The 17,991-nt window shown below is 66.5% G+C and carries 14 protein-coding genes; 1 reads left to right on the top strand and 13 read right to left on the bottom strand.

The genetic code is table 11. The features are described from left to right. Nucleotides 1-3 precede the first annotated feature (3 nt). Complete coding sequence (locus NLM31_RS00070; protein ID WP_254127097.1) at nt 4-1,374, bottom strand: MmgE/PrpD family protein; 1,371 nt, start codon at nt 1,372-1,374, stop codon at nt 4-6. 117 nt (nt 1,375-1,491) lie between these two features. On the opposite strand from NLM31_RS00070, the gene NLM31_RS00065 reads away from it, so the two are divergent. Next, a complete protein-coding gene (locus tag NLM31_RS00065) occupies nt 1,492-2,607 on the top strand; it encodes an aromatic acid exporter family protein (protein WP_254191123.1) in 1,116 nt (371 codons plus the stop codon). 1 nt (nt 2,608) lies between these two features. Here NLM31_RS00065 and NLM31_RS00060 read toward each other — a convergent pair whose 3' ends face one another. The 12 genes from NLM31_RS00060 to dnaA form a co-directional block, all read right to left on the bottom strand. Next, nucleotides 2,609-3,259: a 2-hydroxychromene-2-carboxylate isomerase gene (locus NLM31_RS00060; protein WP_254191122.1), complete on the bottom strand. Its 651-nt coding sequence runs from the start codon at nt 3,257-3,259 to the stop codon at nt 2,609-2,611. After that, nucleotides 3,256-3,744 carry a DUF2867 domain-containing protein gene (locus tag NLM31_RS00055; RefSeq protein ID WP_254127094.1) on the bottom strand — a complete coding sequence of 163 codons (489 nt, stop codon included), beginning with the start codon at nt 3,742-3,744 and terminating at the stop codon, nt 3,256-3,258. The genes NLM31_RS00060 and NLM31_RS00055 overlap by 4 nt, the downstream gene beginning before the upstream one ends. Beyond that, the gene (locus NLM31_RS00050; protein WP_254191121.1) at nt 3,741-5,132 is read right to left on the bottom strand and encodes an MATE family efflux transporter; all 1,392 of its coding nucleotides are present in this window, start codon (nt 5,130-5,132) and stop codon (nt 3,741-3,743) included. The genes NLM31_RS00055 and NLM31_RS00050 overlap by 4 nt, the downstream gene beginning before the upstream one ends. Nucleotides 5,133-5,332: 200 nt before the next feature. Continuing rightward, a complete protein-coding gene (gene murA / locus NLM31_RS00045) occupies nt 5,333-6,628 on the bottom strand; it encodes a UDP-N-acetylglucosamine 1-carboxyvinyltransferase (RefSeq protein WP_254191120.1) in 1,296 nt (431 codons plus the stop codon). 138 nt (nt 6,629-6,766) lie between these two features. Continuing rightward, nucleotides 6,767-7,231 (bottom strand): hypothetical protein, encoded by a 465-nt coding sequence (locus NLM31_RS00040; RefSeq protein WP_254191119.1) that lies wholly within the window; start codon nt 7,229-7,231, stop codon nt 6,767-6,769. A 143-nt stretch (nt 7,232-7,374) separates the two neighbouring features. Next, a complete protein-coding gene (gene gyrB, locus NLM31_RS00035) occupies nt 7,375-9,810 on the bottom strand; it encodes a DNA topoisomerase (ATP-hydrolyzing) subunit B (protein ID WP_254127089.1) in 2,436 nt (811 codons plus the stop codon). A gap of 293 nt (nt 9,811-10,103) precedes the next feature. Beyond that, complete coding sequence (locus tag NLM31_RS00030; protein ID WP_254191118.1) at nt 10,104-10,799, bottom strand: hypothetical protein; 696 nt, start codon at nt 10,797-10,799, stop codon at nt 10,104-10,106. 34 nt (nt 10,800-10,833) lie between these two features. Continuing rightward, nucleotides 10,834-13,014 (bottom strand): hypothetical protein, encoded by a 2,181-nt coding sequence (locus tag NLM31_RS00025; protein ID WP_254191117.1) that lies wholly within the window; start codon nt 13,012-13,014, stop codon nt 10,834-10,836. Between the two features lie 118 nt (nt 13,015-13,132). Next, nucleotides 13,133-13,876, bottom strand: coding sequence for a hypothetical protein (locus NLM31_RS00020; RefSeq protein ID WP_254127083.1), 744 nt, complete (start codon nt 13,874-13,876; stop codon nt 13,133-13,135). A 118-nt stretch (nt 13,877-13,994) separates the two neighbouring features. Then, nucleotides 13,995-15,131 (bottom strand): DNA replication/repair protein RecF, encoded by a 1,137-nt coding sequence (gene recF, locus NLM31_RS00015; RefSeq protein ID WP_254191116.1) that lies wholly within the window; start codon nt 15,129-15,131, stop codon nt 13,995-13,997. A gap of 76 nt (nt 15,132-15,207) precedes the next feature. Further along, entirely contained in the window at nt 15,208-16,326 is a 1,119-nt protein-coding gene (gene dnaN / locus NLM31_RS00010; RefSeq protein WP_254127081.1) for a DNA polymerase III subunit beta, read from the bottom strand. 252 nt (nt 16,327-16,578) lie between these two features. Further along, on the bottom strand, nt 16,579-17,991 hold a 1,413-nt coding region (dnaA, locus tag NLM31_RS00005; protein WP_254127079.1), incomplete at its 5' end, for a chromosomal replication initiator protein DnaA.

Below are 17,991 nucleotides of genomic sequence, written 5' to 3'. Positions count from 1 at the left end.
CGGCTACTGCCGCCCCAGCTCCGTCGCCTTCGCGACGCGATCGAAGCGCTCCAGCGTCATGATCGCGTCGGCGAATTTGTCGGCCCGGGCGTTCAGCACGGGCCGCGCCAGCGTCAGGAATTTCTGCTGCATCGCCTGCGCATCCGGGAACGAGGTCGGCTCGCCCGAGGGATCGGCATAGAGCCGCTCGTGCACGCCGTCATCGGTGGTGATGCTCACGCGTGCGCCGAACGGATGGGTGCGGCCGACCTCGAGCCGGTCGTCCTGCACCACGTCGAACTTGTCGGCGAGCGCGTCGATGGCGGCGTCACCCAAGCGGTTGTAATCGTCCCAGCCGAACGAGCCCTGGTCGAGCGCGAGCGCGCCGGTGAAGAACATCGAGAACTGGCCGCCGACGATCGAGGTCGGATGCCGCTTGGTGGCCGCATCGCCCGTCAGCGTGATGCCGTTGCGATGCAGGCCGATCTCGACGCGCTTGACCTGGTCGGGCGTCAGATTGTGCTCGCGCCGCATCGCGATCAGCGCGTCGATCGCGGCATGGGTGTAGCGGCAGCTCGGATAGGGTTTGACGCCGATCTTCATGGTCTCATAGGTCTTGCCGAGCCCGGCGACCGCCTTGTCGGGATGCGCATCGTCGGTGTAGCCGGCGAGCAGGCCGTGCTTGCCTTCGACCGATTCCGTCGCGCCGACGAAATCGTTGCGCGCCAGCGTCGCGGCGATCACACCGTTCATCGCGGCCGCGCCGACCTGGTAGCGCTTGTTCCAGGCGCCGTTCATCAGGAATTGCAGCGAGCCCGCGGCCTGGCTGCCGGCGACGCCGAAGGCGGCGATGATCTGCGCCTCGGAGAGGCCGAACAGCTTTGCCGCGGCCGCGGCCGCGCCATAGGTGCCGGCGGTCGCGGTCGGATGGAAGCCGCGCGCATAGTGCGAGGTCGGGTCGAGCGCGTTGCCGAGCCGGCAGCACACCTCATAGCCGGCCACGATCGCGGTCAGCACGTCGCGCCCGGAGGCGCCGACCATCTCGCCGACGGCAAACGCGGCCGGAACCACCGGCGCGCTCGGATGCAGCGAGGAATCGGCGTGCGTGTCGTCGAAATCGAGGGAATGGCCGAGCGCTCCGTTGAGCAGGGCGGCCACCGCCGGTGTCCAGGTCTTGGCATCGCCGAACACGGTGGAGTCGCCCTTGGTGTCGAGCGCGAGCGCTTCGAGCATCTTCAGCAGCGACGGGGTCGATTCCGCCTCGCTCCGCGCCCGGATGGCGCTGCCGAGGAAATCCAGCGTCAGCACCTTGGCGCGATCCAGCACTTCCGCCGGAATATCTGCGAATTTCAGGTTGGCGACATAGGCAGCCAGCGTTGCGGTTTCGTGAGCCATCGTGTTTCCTCGTTTTGGCCGGCAAGTTAGGCGGGGTGATTTGGCCTTTCAAGCGGCCTTGGGGCCGCGGGCATCAGCTATGCTTTTGGTTGGTTGCGAGGATCGGGATATTCGACGATGGCAGGCGCAAAGGAGCTGTTCGACTGGATCTGGTCGCGCAAGACGCAATTGGGCCTGGCGGTCCGGGTCACGGTCGCGGCCACCGGGGCCTATGCGCTTGCCACCGCGCTGCATCTGCTGTTGCCGCTCTGGGCCGTCCTCACCTCCATCATCGTGACCCAGATGAGCGTCGGGCGCTCGCTGAAGGCGACGCGCGACTACATGCTCGGCACGATTGGCGGCGCGGTCTATGGTGGCGCGATCGCAATCCTGATCCCTTATTCCAGCGAACTCGGTCTTCTGGGCTTGCTGGTGCTGGCCGTCGCGCCGCTTGCCTTTCTCTCGTCGATCTATCCGAACCTGAGCTCTGCAACGGTGACGGCCGTGATCGTGCTGGTGCTTCCGAGCATGCATCACGCCGATCCGATGGCGTCGGCGATTGACCGCGTCAGCGAGGTTTCGGTCGGCGCCATCACCGGGCTCCTGGTCTCGTTCCTGGTGCTGCCGTCGCGCGCGGTGCGCCAGATCCGCGCCAGCGCGGCGAAACTGCTCGAGCTGATCGCGGAGGCGTTCACGGAATTGCTCGCGGGTCTCACCCGTGGCCGCGACAACGATGCGCTGCATCGGATCCAGGATGGGATCGGCACCGCCATGGTGGGCATGAATACCATCGGTGCCGAGGCCGAGCGTGAACGTTCGGCGCGGCTGTCGAGCGGTCCCGACACCGGCCCGCTGCTGCGCACGATCCTGCGGTTGCGCCACGACGTCGTGATGATCGGCCGCGCCACGGTGGTGCCGCTGCCGGTCGAGGTGCAGGTCAGGCTCGCAGGCCCTCTCGCGGAGGTCAGCGCGGCAATCGTGCGCTTCCTGAAGTCCGCGGCCGAAGCCATCCGCGCGGGCGCCGGCGCGCCGCCGATCCACCCGGTGCACGTCGCGCTTCAGCATTATGCCGAGGCGGTCGCGGCTGTGCGCCAGGATGGCGTGATCCGCGGCCATCCCGGCGATACCGCTGAGCGCTTCTTCGCGCTCGGCTTCTCGCTGGAGCAGATGCACCAGAATCTCTGCGATCTCGATCGCGTCGTCGGCGAATGGTCGGAAGCCGCGGCCGATGGGCCGGTGAAGCTCGCGGAGTGAGCTATCGTTTCGTCAGGCCCTTGCTTTGCAGGCGCCAGACCAGCAGATCGATGCGGTCCTGGCCGAAGAACGGCTCGTTCTCGAACGTGAAGGTCGGTACGCCCCAATGGCCGGAGGCGGCGTGGTCCTTCTCGTTCTCGGCGATCACCTGCTCGTAGCGATCCGGATCGGCGCCGATCGCAGCGTCCATCGCCGCGAGATCGAAGCCGGCCGTCGCGGCGGCGCGCGCGAGATGATCGCCCTCGTTCCAGCCCGCGACCGAACCGTCCCAGAGCACGCGCGCGATCGCATCCGTGAATGCGAGCGAGCGGCCTTCGAGCTGCGCCATGGCACCGAGCCGTGTCAGGCGATGGATATAGGGCTGCTCCGTCGCGACATCGAACGTCGTCTTGTCCTGCACGATCGGATCCGGTCGCGGAAAGCGGAACGGAATGCCCTCGTGTTGCGCCACGCGCGTGCTGTCGAGCACCACATAGCGAATGAAATTCGGGCTCGCTTTCTTGAAGAAACCTGGCACGCGCACCGCGAGCGGATAGACCGGCCGCAGGTTCACCGCGAGATCATAGTCCGCGACCAGCTTCAGCGTCTTCGGCAGCGCCAGATAGCTGAAGGGGCTGCGAAACGAGAAGAACAGGTCGACGGACAGCGTCATCGCACCGGCTCCGCGATCCTCCCCATCATGCCGCGGGCCACGAGCTTGTGGAACGGCGTGATCAGCGTGAGGTAGGTCCGCCCGAGGAAATTGTTCGTTTTCACCAGGGTGGTCAAGGTGACCTGGCGGCTCGCTGCATCCCCGGCTACGTCGACGACGATGCGAAAATCGAGGTGAGAATCATTGAAGCCGGCGATCAGCCGCTCCGGCGTCTCGCTCAACACCGGAAACAGGCCGATCAGGCCGCCGGGCGCAGGCGCGCCTTCGCCCGATTGCTTCAGGCCGAATGGCGTCACGAGAATGTTGCGCAGGCGTGTCAGCGCCTCGACCCAGCGTGGCCCGTTCAGCACCATCCTGGTGCAGGCCTCGCGGGCGTTCACCGCCGCCGGGCCGATATCGACACGAAACGCGTCGATGAACTGCGCGCCCGACAGCACCGTGCCGGCATCGACGTTGGGGGTGACTTCGCGGACTGGGCTGGTCATCCCGCCAGTTTGCGCGTCAGCATCCGGAATCGCAAGATCAAGAGTCCGGCATAGACGAACGATCCGATCGACAGTCCGATCCAGACGCCGACCGCGCCGAGACCGGCGTGGAAGGCCAGCGCCCAGGCAATCGGGAAGCCCACGCACCAATAGCCGATCGCGGCGAACACCAGTGTCATCTGTGTGTCATTGATGCCGCGCAGCGCGCCGCCCATGATGGTCTGCAGCGCATCGGCGATGAAGAAGGTCGCGCCGACCAGCAGAAGCGTTGCGGTGAGCTCGACAGTCGGCGCGCTGGCTTCGCTGCGGCCGAAGAACAGCCGTCCGAGCTCGTAGCGGCCGAGGACGATGGCAACCGTCAGGCCGGCGACAAACGCGATCCCGAGCACCGCCGCGACGAGGCCCGCGCGTCGGACGCCCGCCGGGTCGTTACGGCCGAAGGCGTGGCCGACCCGCACCGTCGCGGCCATGCCGATGCCGAGCGGGACCATGAACAGGATGGCCGTGACCTGGAGCGCGATCTGGTGCGCGGCGAGTGCGGTCGTCGAGATCAGTCCCATCAACAGCGCAGCCGAAGAGAACAGGCCGTATTCCAGCAGCAGGGAGAACGAGATCGGCGCGCCGATCGCGATCAGCTGGCGCGTCAACGGCCAGTCGATCCGCCATAGCTGGACCAGCGGATGATAATCCGCGAACGGCTTGCGCAGGCCTGCGATGGCGAGCGCAGCGATGAAGGTGCCGAGATTGACCAGTGTCGTCGCCAGTCCCGCGCCGAACAGGCCGAGCTCGGGCAGGCCGAACAGGCCATGGATCAGGCAGTAGACCAGCACGAAATTCGCGGGGATCGCCGCGAGCGTGATCCACAGCGGCGCCTGCGGCCGGTTCACGGCGCTCATCATGCTGCGCAACGCGATGAAGCCGAGCGCCGGCGCGATGCCCCAGGCCAGCCCATTCAGGTAGCGCTGGGCGAGCGCGGCCGAATGCGGCGCCTGTCCGAGCGCGATCAGGATGTGCTCGCCATAGAGGGGCGAAGCCATCATCGGCAGCGAGATCAGCAGCGCGACCCAGAGGCCGACGCGCAAGGACAGGCGGATGCGCCTGACGTCGCCTGCGCCGAATGCCTGGGCTGCCAGCGGCGATACCACAGCCATCAATCCAAGCCCGAAGGTGAAGCTGACGAAATAGACGGTGTGCGCAAGTGCCGCAGCGGCGACCGAATCCTCGCCGAGCCTGCCGATCAGCGCGAGATCGCTCGTGATCATCGCGATCTGCCCGAGCTGCGTCAGCATCATCGGCAGGGCCAGCCGCAGCGTCTCGGCGAACTCCTGCGCGAGATGGCTTTGCACGCCGGTTTGCGGCTGCGGATGTGGTTCGACGGTGTCGAGCATGGCTATCCATTATCATCGCAGGGCGACGAAAACATGGCTCGGGCGTCTTCTCCCTCGCCCCGCTTGCGGGGAGAGGGTCGGGGTGAGGGGGAGTCTCCGCGGGGACGGTGAGAGTTGGACTCGCGGAGAGTCCCCCTCACCCGGAACGCGCGCCGGGGCGCGCATTCCGGCCTCTCCCCGCAAGCGGGGAGAGGCGAAGATCACCCCTTCCGTTCCGGCACGCGCCGGATCTTCGCCCCCAGCGCGTTCAGCCGTTCGTCGATGCGCTCGTAGCCGCGCTCGATCTGGTCGGCGTTGTTGATGGTGGAGGTGCCCTCGGCGCAGACGGCGGCGAGCAGCATCGCCATGCCGGCGCGGATGTCGGGCGAACTCAGCGTCGCGCCGTGCAGCCGGCTGGGACCCGCGATGATCGCGCGATGCGGATCGCACAGCACGATGCGCGCGCCCATCCCGATCAGCTTGTCGACGAAGAACATCCGCGACTCGAACATCTTCTCGAACATCAGGATCACGCCTTCGCACTGCGTGGCGGTGACGATCGCGATCGACATCAGGTCGGCCGGGAAGGCCGGCCAGGGCTGGTCTTCCAGCTTCGGCACGTGGCCGCCAAAATCGTCCTGGATCTTCAGCGTCTGGTTCGATGGCACGATCAGGTCGTCGCCCTCGACGCGGCAAACGATGCCGAGCCGCTCGAAACCCATGCGGATCGAGCGCAGATGCTCGACGCCGGCGCCCACGATGCGCAGCGGCGAGCGCGTCACGGCGGCGAGACCGATCAGCGAGCCGACCTCGATATGGTCGGGCTGAATCCGGTAGGTGGTTTCGCCCAGCGTCGCCGGTCCATGCACGATCATGGTGTTGGTGCCGATGCCCTCGATCTTGGCACCCAGCGCGACCAGGAAATTGGCGAGGTCCTGCACATGCGGCTCGGAGGCCACGTTGCGCAAATAGGTGACGCCGTCGGCCGCGACGGCCGCGACCAGCGCATTCTCGGTCGCGGTGACGCTCGGCTCGTCGAGGAACACGTCGGCGCCGGTGAGCTTCGGCGCGCGGAATTCGAGCCGGTCGGTCGCGGTGACCTTGGCGCCGAGTTGCTCCAGCGCGAGCACATGGGTGTCGAGCCGGCGCCGGCCGATGACGTCGCCGCCGGGCGGCGGCAGCATCACCTCGCCGCAGCGCGCGAGCAGGGGCCCGGCGAGCAGGATCGAGGCGCGGATGCGAACGCAGAGCTCGGGATCGAGATCGGCGGCGCGAATGCTCTTGGCGTGGATGTGAAGCGTGTTGCGGGCGGTCCATTCCGCGGACGCACCGACGGAGCGGACCAGCTCGACCAGCGTCTCGGTGTCGCGGATCCGCGGCACGTTCTCCAGCGTCACCGGATGCTCGGTGAGCAGGGCGGCCGCGATGATCGGCAGCGCCGAATTCTTGTTGCCGGCCGGCTCGATCGAGCCCGAGAGCCGGTGACCGCCCTCGACGATGTATTGGATGGGCGCCACTTGGATCTCTCCGTCCTGTTGGGTTGGGGCGGGCTGCTTTGGAGGCGGAAACTATAGGGAATTGAGCGCGGTAGCAAATGCGCCGGCCGTCGTTCGGGGCTCGTCCGTCAGTCCCGGGAAGGCTGCCAAAGGCGCCCGTCAAAACAGTCCGATGATATTTCCCACCACATAGAGGATCGCGATCAGGATCAGTGCGCCGATCATGACGAAGGAGATTTCAATCGCGATGGCGCCGGTGCCGAGCGTGGCGGCGACGGCGGCCAGAAGGCGCTCTTCCCGGAAGATCAGCGACAGGACCGAGAACAGGATGGCGAGCAGGCCGAGCGAGATCGCGGCTACCGAGGCAATTTCGCTCCAGCTCCGTCCAGCCGATTTTTCGACCTTGGGCGCCTGATACTCCACGCCCTTCACGCGCGCGACGATGCGGTCCTTGATGCGATGACCGGTGTCGACGATGACCTGGTCAGCCGGTGGCGGCGGATACACCATCGGCACGACCCAGTGCGGCAGCACGGCCGCAATGAAGGCCAGCATGCCAACGAGGCTCCCGATCACGCCAAGGCGGCGGGAGGGAATAGCTGACTTCGATGCAGGCGCACTCATGGCATCGCGTTTCCCGGCCGGAATTGGCCAATGGGTTCACGCCATTTCGTCGCGATCGCGGGCGGGGAGGTTCAGGGGCTCGGTCTCAGTGCACCTCTCCCCAGCGGGGAGAGGTGACATGCGCCCGGGGCTTGGGCCGAGTGCTAGATATCGATCGTCGCGCTGAGCGAATGTTCCTGGATGAAGTCGCGGCGCGGTTCGACCACATCGCCCATCAGCTTGGTGAAGATGTCGTCGGCCTCGTCGACCTCCTTGACCTTCACCTGCAGCAGCGAGCGCACGTCGGTGTCGAGCGTCGTCTCCCAGAGTTGCTCCGGGTTCATCTCGCCGAGGCCTTTGTAGCGCTGCAGCGAGATGCCCTTGCGGCCGGCTTCGGTCACCGCCTCGAACAGGTCGGACGGACCGTGCACCACATGCTCGCTGTCCTTGCGGCGTAGCTTGCCGGAGCGGGCGTAGACGTCCTGGAGTTTGGGCGCGTACTCGTCGAGCTTGCGGGCTTCGGCCGAGCCGAGCAGCGCATCATCGATGATGGCCGCTTCCTTGACGCCGCGCACGGTGCGCTCGAACAGGAAGCCCTGGCCTTCGACGAATTGTCCGACCCAGCCGCGCTCGACCTCCTCGGCCTGGTTGTCCAGCCGGGTCGCGATGTACTGCGCGGCGGCTGCGGCGTTCTCGGGGTTGCCGTAGACCGACTTGTTCAGCACGCCGGTGATGGCAGCCTGCTCGACCACCTTCCGGTTATAGCGGCTGTGGAGGTTGCGCAGGATGCTGCGGACGACGCGGGCGTCGTCGACCAGCGCGCGCAGATCGCGCCCGGTGCGGTCGCCGCCGGTGCCGGGAATGAAGACGCAATCGTCCAGACCGGCGTCGATCAGGTAATCTTCCAGCGCGCGCTCGTCCTTCAGATATTGCTCGGACTTGCCGCGGGAGACCTTATAGAGCGGCGGCTGGGCGATATAGAGATAGCCGCCGTCGATGATGTCGCGCATCTGCCGGTAGAAGAAGGTCAGCAGCAGCGTGCGGATGTGGGCGCCGTCGACGTCGGCGTCCGTCATCACGATGATCTTGTGATAGCGCAGTTTCTCGACCGAGAACTCGTCGCCGATGCTGGTGCCGAGCGCGGTGATCAGCGTGCCGATCTGCTCGCTGCCCAGCATCTTGTCGGGGCGGACGCGTTCGACGTTCAAGATCTTGCCGCGCAGCGGCAAGACGGCCTGGAATTCGCGGTTGCGGCCCTGCTTGGCGCTGCCGCCTGCCGAGTCACCCTCGACGATGAAGAGTTCGGACTTGGCCGGATCCTTTTCCTGGCAGTCGGCGAGCTTGCCGGGCAGCGAGGAGACCGACAGCGGGCTCTTGCGCGTCAGCTCGCGCGCCTTTCGCGCGGCTTCGCGGGCAGCCGCAGCCTGGATCACCTTGCCGACGATCATCTTGGCTTCGGACGGGTGCTCCTCGAACCAGGCCTGCAGCGCCTCGTTGAGCACGTTCTCGACCACGGGGCGCACTTCCGAGGACACCAGCTTGTCCTTGGTCTGCGACGAAAACTTCGGGTCCGGCACCTTCACCGACAGCACGGCCGTCAGGCCTTCGCGGCAGTCGTCGCCGGTCAGCGCGATCTTTTCCTTCTTCGCATTGGCTTCGGCATAGCCGTTGACCTGGCGCGTCAGCGCGCCGCGGAAGCCGGCGAGATGGGTGCCGCCGTCACGCTGCGGGATGTTGTTGGTGAAGCACAGCACGTTCTCATGGTAGCTGTCGTTCCACCACAAGGCGGCCTCGACGCCGATGCCGTTGGCTTCGGCACGCACCATGATCGGCGTGGGCACCAGGGCTTTCTTGTTGCGGTCGAGATATTTGACGAACTCCTCGACGCCGCCGGAATAGTGCATCTCCTCGCGCTTCTCGACCGCGTGACGCATGTCGGAGAGCGCGATGTTGACGCCAGAATTGAGGAAAGCGAGCTCGCGCAGGCGATGCTCGAGCGTGGCGAAATCATATTCGACGTTCTTGAAGGTCTCGGTGGACGCCATGAACGTCACCTCGGTGCCGCGCCGGCCCGGCGCATCGCCGACGACCTTGAGCGGTGCGACCGCATCGCCATGGGCGAACTCGATGTAATGTTCCTTGTCGTCGCGCCAGATGCGCAAGCCGAGCTTGCTCGACAGCGCGTTGACGACGGAGACGCCGACACCGTGCAGGCCGCCGGAGACCTTGTAGGAGTTCTGGTCGAACTTTCCGCCGGCGTGCAGCTGGGTCATGATGACCTCGGCCGCCGAAATGCCTTCGCCCTTGTGGATGTCGACGGGGATGCCGCGGCCGTCGTCGCGCACCGTGACTGAATTGTCGGCGTTGAGCACGACGTCGACGCGCGAGGCGTGCCCTGCCAGCGCTTCGTCGATCGCGTTGTCGACGACTTCGTACACCATGTGGTGTAAGCCCGAGCCGTCATCGGTGTCGCCGATATACATGCCCGGACGCTTGCGAACGGCATCGAGCCCCTTGAGCACGCGGATCGATTCCGCCCCGTAATCGCTCGGATTTGAGGGCTCGTTTTCGGCAGGCGTCTGCCGAGCAGGTTCTGTCATGAGAGGCCTTCGAAATGTCGCCCGAATCAGCGGCGCAAAAGGCGCTGATTTGCAGGCTATTTGTGCCATGAAAGACCGCTTGCGCCTAGCGCAAAGTATCCTCCGGCAACCCTTTGAGCACATAGGGTTTTTCAACGAGTTTTCAAGGCTTTTGAGGGCCGATTCAGGGCTCCTCGAAAAGCCCGATTCGAGGCCCTGTTTTTGACCCCTGAAGGCGTGGATTTTGCGGGGTTGCAGCGGCCTGTTCGGAAGGCGCCGTGGGGCCGCGGGGCCGCGGGGCGGCCCTCCGGAGTTCAGTAAATCCGGTCCGACTTCCTGTCGCCGTCATCCAACCTCAGGCCCCAGGTCTCGCCGGCGGCCACGGTGATGCTATCGGTGCGGACCCGACGGCCCGATACGAGCAGCGTGTAGGGATACGTGCCGGGCGGCAGATCGAGCATTTGTGGATGGTTGACGCCGCCCGCGATCTCGATGATCTGATCGTTGATCGCGAGCGAGGCCACATCAGGTACGAGATAGCCGAAGATCAGCCGCGCCTGTCCTGATGCGGGCAGGAAGTTGGCCTTGGCCGCGACCTCCGTATTTCGCTGGACCAGGTCGATCGTGGTCTCGCCCTTGGCACGGTCGAGCGTCAGCGTGCCCGGTCCCTTCGGGGAAGCGAACACGAGCCGCGCGCGATCGGCGGCGACCGTCGCGCCCTCCGCCTTTTCCTGCCAGCCGCGCTTTCCGAGTTCCGCACGGTAGAAGGCCAAGACGTCGTTGAGCTCTGCGGGCACCTGGGCTTCGAGCTCGACCCGGAACGGGACTTCGATGCCGGACGCGTGCGAGGTGCTGAAGCTCGAGTGGCTGGCTCGCGTCGGCACGGGCATGTCGGCGTGGGGATCCGCTGCGGTCAGCGGCTCCTGCGAACAGCCCGCAAGAAGCGTGAGGCCGCACACCAGCAGCCACCACCGTGCCGGGACCTTCGTCCTGCGCCTGACCGTCGTCATGCTTGCTCTCCGCATCAAGGGTTTGGCGATCGGATCAATACATTTGCAGCGGCAGCACTTCGCCGGTCGGCCCCACCATCAGGCCCCAGGCATCGCCCGCGGCGATGTCCAGGGTGTCGTTGCGGGCCGGGCGACCTGCCATTTTAAGCGAGTACTGGTATTTGCCCGGCGGCAGATCGAGCATCGGCCCCTTCGGCGATTGAGGGCCACCGGCACCGGCCGCAACCTTGATGGTCTGCTTGTTGATCGTGAGCTGCGCGTCCTGGGAGCCCATGTTGCCGAACAGCAGCTTGGCCTGGCCGGGCTTGGGCATGATGTCCGCCTTGGTCGCGGCATCCGGGTTCTTCTGCACCAGATTGACCGACGTCTCGCCATTGGCGCGGCCGAGCTTCAACACGGCTGGTCCCTGAGCGGACGTGAAGGCGAGCTGGACGCGATCGGCACTGACGGCCGCGCCGTCCGGCTTCTCCTGCCAGCCGAGCTTTGTCAGCTCGCTGCGATAGAACGCCAGCACGTCGCTGAGTGCGGCAGGTACGCTGGCCTCGAGCTCGCGGCGGAACGGCACCTCGATTCCGGGCAGTTTTGCCGTGCCGAGTGAGGTCGATGTGCGCTGCTTCGGCACGGGCAGCGCAGAGTCCGGATCCGCTTCCAGCGGGGCGGACGCTTTGGCCTGGGCGACGGCAGGATCGCTGCCCGCCGGCCTGGCTTTGGACGCAGGATTGGCCGCAGCCATCTTGAGGCCCGAGCCATCGGCGCTGACATTCACCTTCGGACCCATCTGCATCACGGTCATCGAGATCGACTTGCCGCCCTTCGAAAACTCCATCACCGCCATGTTCGGCTGGTTGATCACCGAGGGCTGCTCCTTCCAGCCTGCGGGCTTCAGCGAGGCCCGGTAGAAAGCCGTCAGCGCCTTGACGCTGGAGGCTGCATTGAATTCGAGCCGGCCGTCGTCGCCGTTGAACGTCACCTCCTGCGCGTTCTCGGGCAGCGGCACCGGCGTCTTGCTGTCGGCGAGCGCCTGCAGCGGCGCATCGGAGAGCGCGGCGGCCTGCACCTTGCGCCGGGCTTCGTCGGCGGCGATGACCTGTTTTGCCATCGCCTCGGCGTCCTTCATGAACTTGTCGTCGGCATCCTTCTTGGCCTTGATCCGTGCCGCGATCGCCGTGTCCGTCAGCTGCGTGGCCAGGCTGACCATGGTGAAATCATATTTGCGGCCGAGCCGCAGCACGCCGGTCTCCTCCGCCGTGGAAACCTTGATCGCAACCTCGTCGCCGGGGGCGAGCGGCGCGTTGCCATCCTCGCGCCAGCCGCGTGCGGCGAGCTCGCGATGGTAGAAGGCGAGCACGGCAGGCAGATTAGCCATCACGGCGGCCGACATTTCGCGCTTGGCGGTGGTGGCGTTGCCCTTGCCCATGGACGTCTTTGTCGCGTCCGGTCGTGGAAAGCCTGCGGAATCGCCGTCGAGCTTGAGCTCGGCGGGCAGGGCGAAGACGGCCGTCCGGATCTCGACATTGGTCTTGCCGTCGTCGCGGCGTGTCATCGTCAGCATCACGGGCTTCTGCCTGTAGAAGCCGGTCACTTCGCTGTCGGGATGCTCGTAGTAGACGCGCACGCCGTTCGGAACGGCATCGTCGAGGCCGGCATTGGTCCAGCGCGCGGCCGTTTCCGGCGTGAGCTTCTGCCAGCCGATTGCGGCCATTTCTCTGGTGTAGAAATCAAGCGTCGCCTCGAGCACCGTCGGCGCGATGCAGCCGAGATAGGGCCTGGTGCCATCGAACACGATGCCGAGCGCGCCGTCGGGGAACGGCACGTTTCCATAGATCCGGTCGGGCGTGTAGTACACCACGGATTGGTCGGGCCGGCCGAGGGCCTGCGTGAAATGGACGGACAGGCCTTGCCGGCCCTTCTTGAAATTCAGCGTGTCGCTCTTTTCCTCCAGCGGTCGCACATAGGGCACCCAGCCGTCCGCGCTGAGGAGTTTCTTCACGGCCGGCGCGGTCACGGTTTCCGGCGTCGGCATACGATATTCGACGCGGTCGCGATTTTTGAGTGACGGATCGTCCACCGCGCCCTCGAGCTGCGGCAGGGTGTGAACGTCGACGTAGCCATCATCGGCGCGCGCGGGCAACGAAGCGCTCGCCATCAGCAGAAGGCCGCAGGCAAGCAGCCGCCAGCGGGCCGGGACCTGCGCCCCGCGCTTGATCGTCGACATCGTGAAAACTCCTGGGTTTTGCGCGGGCCTTGATCCATCGCGCAATTGCAGGCTGCGACACCGTCGACGCGGCCTCAGACGACTAGTCGCGGCGGGAACCCGTGAGGTTCAAATCGGCTCAGTACAGCAGGAGGGGCGACCAGGCCTCGCCGTCGCGCCCGACCGTGAGCTCCCAGGTATCGCCGGCGGCGAACTCAAGGACATGGGTGGTGGCCGGATGGCCCGGCACGCTCAGCTCGTAGGAATATTTGCCGGGTGGCAGATCCAGCGACACGGCACGGGTGCCGGCGGCGCGCTTGATGGTTCGATCGTTGATCGTGAGCGCGGCGTCGGTCTCGCTGATATTGGAGAACACCAGCATCGCCTGGCCGGGCTCGGGCAGGACGTTGCCCTGGATCGCGACATCGCGGTTGCGCTGGACGAGATTGACGATGGTGCTGCTGTTCCTGCGGCCGAGCTCGAGCATTCCCGGCCCCAGCGGGGAGACGAAGGCGACGTGGGCATGGTCGGCGGCGACCACGCGACCATCCGGCGTCTCCTGCCAGCCGCGCTTTCCGAGCTCGGTGCGATAGAAAGCGAGGACGTCGCTGAGCTCCGCGGGAATGGTGGCCTCCAGCGTGGTGCGGAGCGGCGCTTCAACGCCGCGGATGATGGTGGTGTGGATCCCTCTGAAGCTGTACCGGGTTGGCGCGGGCAGAGTTGCCTCCGGATCCGGTGTCAGCGTAGGCGAGACCAGCGTCGCGAGATGCGGCATCCAGACGCCGGCAGTGGCCGCGAGCGTGCAGCCTGCGAGGAGGGCGAGGCCGCACACAAACGCTCGCCATCGTGCCGGAGCTTTCGCTCCGAGCCTTACCGTCCGCATGGTCACTCCTCAGGACATCGCGCGATGTGAGATCGCCGCGATTGCAACGGCTGCGACACCGTCGGCGCGGCCTCAGGGAGCTAGTCGCGACTGGAAATGACCGGGTTCAACGACGGCTCTATCGCCGGGCGGAAACGCGTCCGCTCTCGACGTCAAAGACTTCGCCGCCCGCGCCGATCTCGGCAAACGCGGCCGGGTCCGCGCCGGTCAGCCACACCTGCGCGCCGAGCTTGCGCAGCTCGTCGAACAACGCGGCGCGCCTGTTCGGATCGAGATGCGCGACGACCTCGTCGAGCAGCAGCAGCGGCACGATGCCGGTCATCTCGGCGACCAGCGTCGCATGCGCCAGCACGAGACCGATCAGGAGCGCCTTCTGCTCGCCGGTCGAGGCATCGCGCGCGGGCATGCTCTTCGGCGCGTAGACCACCTGCAGGTCGGTGAGATGCGGGCCGTCGGTGGTGCGGCCGGCAATGGCATCGCGCGGGCGGTTGTCACGCAGGATCTGGCGGTAGCGATCCTCGACCGAGGTCGCGGTCTCGGTCAGCAGCGCGTTCTCCATCCAGCCGTCGAGCGCGATCTGCGCCGAGGGAAATGCGGACTGCTGTGCGCGCGTGTTGAGCATGCCGGTGAGGCGCGCCGCGGTCTGGCCGCGCGTGGCGGCGACGGCGACCGCGAGCTCGGCGGTCTCGCGCTCGATCGCGTCGCACCAATGGTCGTCGTAATTGCGCGTCTCGAGCAGGCGGTTGCGCGAGCGCAGCGAACGTTCGAGCGCGTTGATGCGGCTGGAATGCTCGCTGTCGATCGCGAGCACCAGGCGGTCGAAGAAGCGCCGCCGCTCGGAAGCCGCGCCCATGAACAGCCCGTCCATCGCCGGCGTCAGCCACACCATGCGGATGTGATCGCCGAAGGCCGCCGCGGAAGTCACCGGCTCGCGGTCGATGCGGCAGCGGCGGTTGACGGCGGTATCCGCGCGCGGCGGCTCGATGCCGGTGCCGAGCGTGGCCAAGCCCAAAGCGCCCTCGACCTGCGCGGACACGGCCCAGGAGCCGTCGCCCTGGTTGTCGGCGACGTCCTCCAGCGTGGCGCGCCGCAAGCCGCGTCCGGGCGACAGGAACGAGATCGCCTCGATGCAATTGGTCTTGCCCGCCCCGTTCGGCCCGACCAGCGCCACCATGTCAGCCGCCGTCTCGAGCCCCGCCGCCCGATAGTTCCGAAAATGCGTCAGCGTCAGGCGGTGAATGCGGGAGGGGGTCATGCTGTCTTTGTCATCGCCGGGCCTCTGCGCCCGGCAAGGACGGATGTAGTCGATGCGGAGGAACGCCGGTAGCCCCTCACACCCGCATCGGCATCAGCACGTAGAGCGCGCTCTTGTCGTCCTTGTCCTGCACCAGGGTCGGCGAGCCGGGGTCGGCGAGCTTCAACGTCGCGACGTCGCCTTCGATCTGGGCGGCGATGTCGAGCAGGTAGCGGGAGTTGAAGCCGATATCGAGCGCGTCGGAGGCGTACTCGACCTCGATCTCTTCGGTGGCGCTGCCGGAATCCGGATTGGTCACCGACAGCACCAGCTTGCCCGGCGACAGCGACAGTTTGACCGCGCGGCCGCGTTCGCTCGAAATCGTCGAGACGCGGTCGACCGCGTTCTCAAAATCCTTCTTGTCGACGACGAGCTCCTTGTCGTTGCCTTGCGGAATGACGCGGCCGTAATCGGGGAAGGTGCCGTCGATCAGCTTCGAGGTCAGCACCACATTGCCGAGGGTGAAGCGGATCTTGGCCTGCGACAGCTCGATCGTGACCTCGGCCTCGTTGTCCTCGATCAGGCGCTGCACCTCGCCGACGGTCTTGCGCGGCACGATCACGCCGGGCATGCCCTCGGCACCCTTGGGCTGGACCAGGTCGAGCTGGGCGAGGCGGTGGCCGTCGGTGGCGACGCCGCGCAGGGTCGCGGCCTTCGCCGTGCCGGCCGCATGCAGATAGATGCCGTTGAGGTAATAGCGGGTCTCTTCGGTCGAGATCGCGAACTGGGTGCGGTCGATCAGCCGCTTGACGTCCTTGGCGGCCAGCGAGAACGAATGCGACAAATCGCCGGCGGCGAGATCCGGGAAATCGTTCTCGGGCAGGGTCTGCAGCGTGAAGCGCGAACGGCCGGCGCGGATCGCCAGCACGGCGCGGTCGCCGTCGGCTTCCAGCACGATCTGCGATCCGTCCGGCAGCTTGCGCACGATGTCGTAGAACATGTGCGCCGGCACGGTGGTGGAGCCTGCCGTGGCGGTTTCCGCCGGCAGCGTCTCGGTCACCTCGAGGTCGAGGTCGGTCGCCTTCAGCGACAATTTCGCGTTCTCGGCGCGCACCAGCACGTTGCCCAGGATCGGAATCGTGTTGCGGCGCTCGACCACGCGGTGGACATGGCCCAGCGACTTCAGGAGTTGCGCGCGTTCGACCGTAACCTTCATTGCACTACTCGCCCGATCCCCAAAAGATGGAAAAAGCCGGGCGGAGGAAAGTGCGCCGCGGCACCGAAGACCCCGGAAAGCCGGATCATCCAGCCGATATGACCAAAGCCGTCAGGGTCGCGCAAGGTGGCGCGGATGGACGGGGGATTCAAGGGATCGGGAGCCAGTTCCCCACGATTTACCCGCAGAAACGCGACCGCCGCCCGGGCGGGGCCGGGGCGGCGGGAGAATGGCAGGAGGTCGCCTAGGCGTTTATTCCTGAAGCTGGCGTTTGAGCGACTCGACCTCCTCGGACAGCGCATTGTCCTTGGAAACCAGTGCCTCGATCTTGCGCACGGCATGCAGCACCGTGGTGTGGTCGCGGCCCCCGAAGCGCCGGCCGATCTCGGGCAGCGAGCGCAGGGTCAGCGTCTTGGCGAGGTACATCGCCACCTGGCGCGGACGCACCACATTGGCGGTCCGGCGCGACGACAGGAGGTCGGAGCGGCTGACATTATACTGCCGTGCCACCACGCGCTGGATGTCCTCGATCTTGATCCGCTTCGGCTCCTGCGGCCGGATCAGGTCGCGCACCTCGCGCTCGGCCATCTCCAGCGTCACCGGCTGGTTGTTGAGCTTCGAGTGCGCCAGCAGGCGGTTGATCGCGCCTTCGAGGTCGCGGCCGTTATGGGTGATGGTGCGCGCCAGATAGTGCAGCACCTCTTCCGGCACGTCGAAGGTCGCATGATGGGCGCGGGCGGCTGCGACGCGCGACTTGAGAATGCCGTGGCGCAGCTCTTCGCCGAGCGAGGCCATCTCGACCACGAGACCGCCGGCCAGGCGCGAGCGGACGCGGTCATCCAGGCTTTCCAGATCGGACGGCGGACGGTCGGCCGCGATCACGACCTGACGGCCGGCATCGATCAGCGCATTCAGCGTGTGACAGAACTCGGCCTGCGTCGACTTGCCCTGCAGGAACTGCAGGTCGTCGATGACCAGCACGTCGATGCCGCGCAGCGCTTCCTTGAAGGCGAGTGCCGTCTGCGTCTTCAGCGCGGCGACGAAGCCGTACATGAATTTTTCCGCAGTGAGATAGAGCACCTTGCGCTCGTTGCCGGAATTGCCGGCCCAGGTCACGGCCTGCAGGAGATGCGTCTTGCCGAGGCCGACGCCGGCATGGATGTAGAGCGGGTTGAACATCACGGGGTCGCCGCGGCGACCTTCGGCGACCTGACGCGCGGCGGCATGCGCCAGCGTGTTGGAGCGGCCGACGACGAAGCTCGCAAAGGTCAGGCGCGGATCGAGCGGCGAGCCGCCGAGCGCATCATGATTGGCCGAGACCGGCGCGGTCGCGGTCGAGCGCAGCTCGGGTGCCGGCGCGCGGCGTGCTTCGACCGGCGCGGGCGCTTCCTTCGGCTGCACCACGGGGCGCACCGCGGAGCGAACGGTGAGATCGATGCGATGCACCTCCGGCATCTCGGCCTGCCAACACGACAGCACGCGCTCGGCATAATGGGCCTGGATCCAGCTCTTCAGGAAGCGGGTCGGCACCGAGAGACGCACGCTCTCTTCCTGCACGCCTTCGAGATCCATGCGCGCAAACCAGCTCGTGTAGACGTCTTCGCCGACGTTCGAGCGCAGCCGGCTCTTCACGCGTGACCAGCGATCCTGTTCCGATGTCGTCAT

The sequence above is a fragment of the Bradyrhizobium sp. CCGUVB4N genome, assembly GCF_024199945.1.
Classification (GTDB): Bacteria; Pseudomonadota; Alphaproteobacteria; order Rhizobiales; family Xanthobacteraceae; genus Bradyrhizobium.
This window is presented reverse-complemented; position numbering and strand designations above follow the sequence as displayed.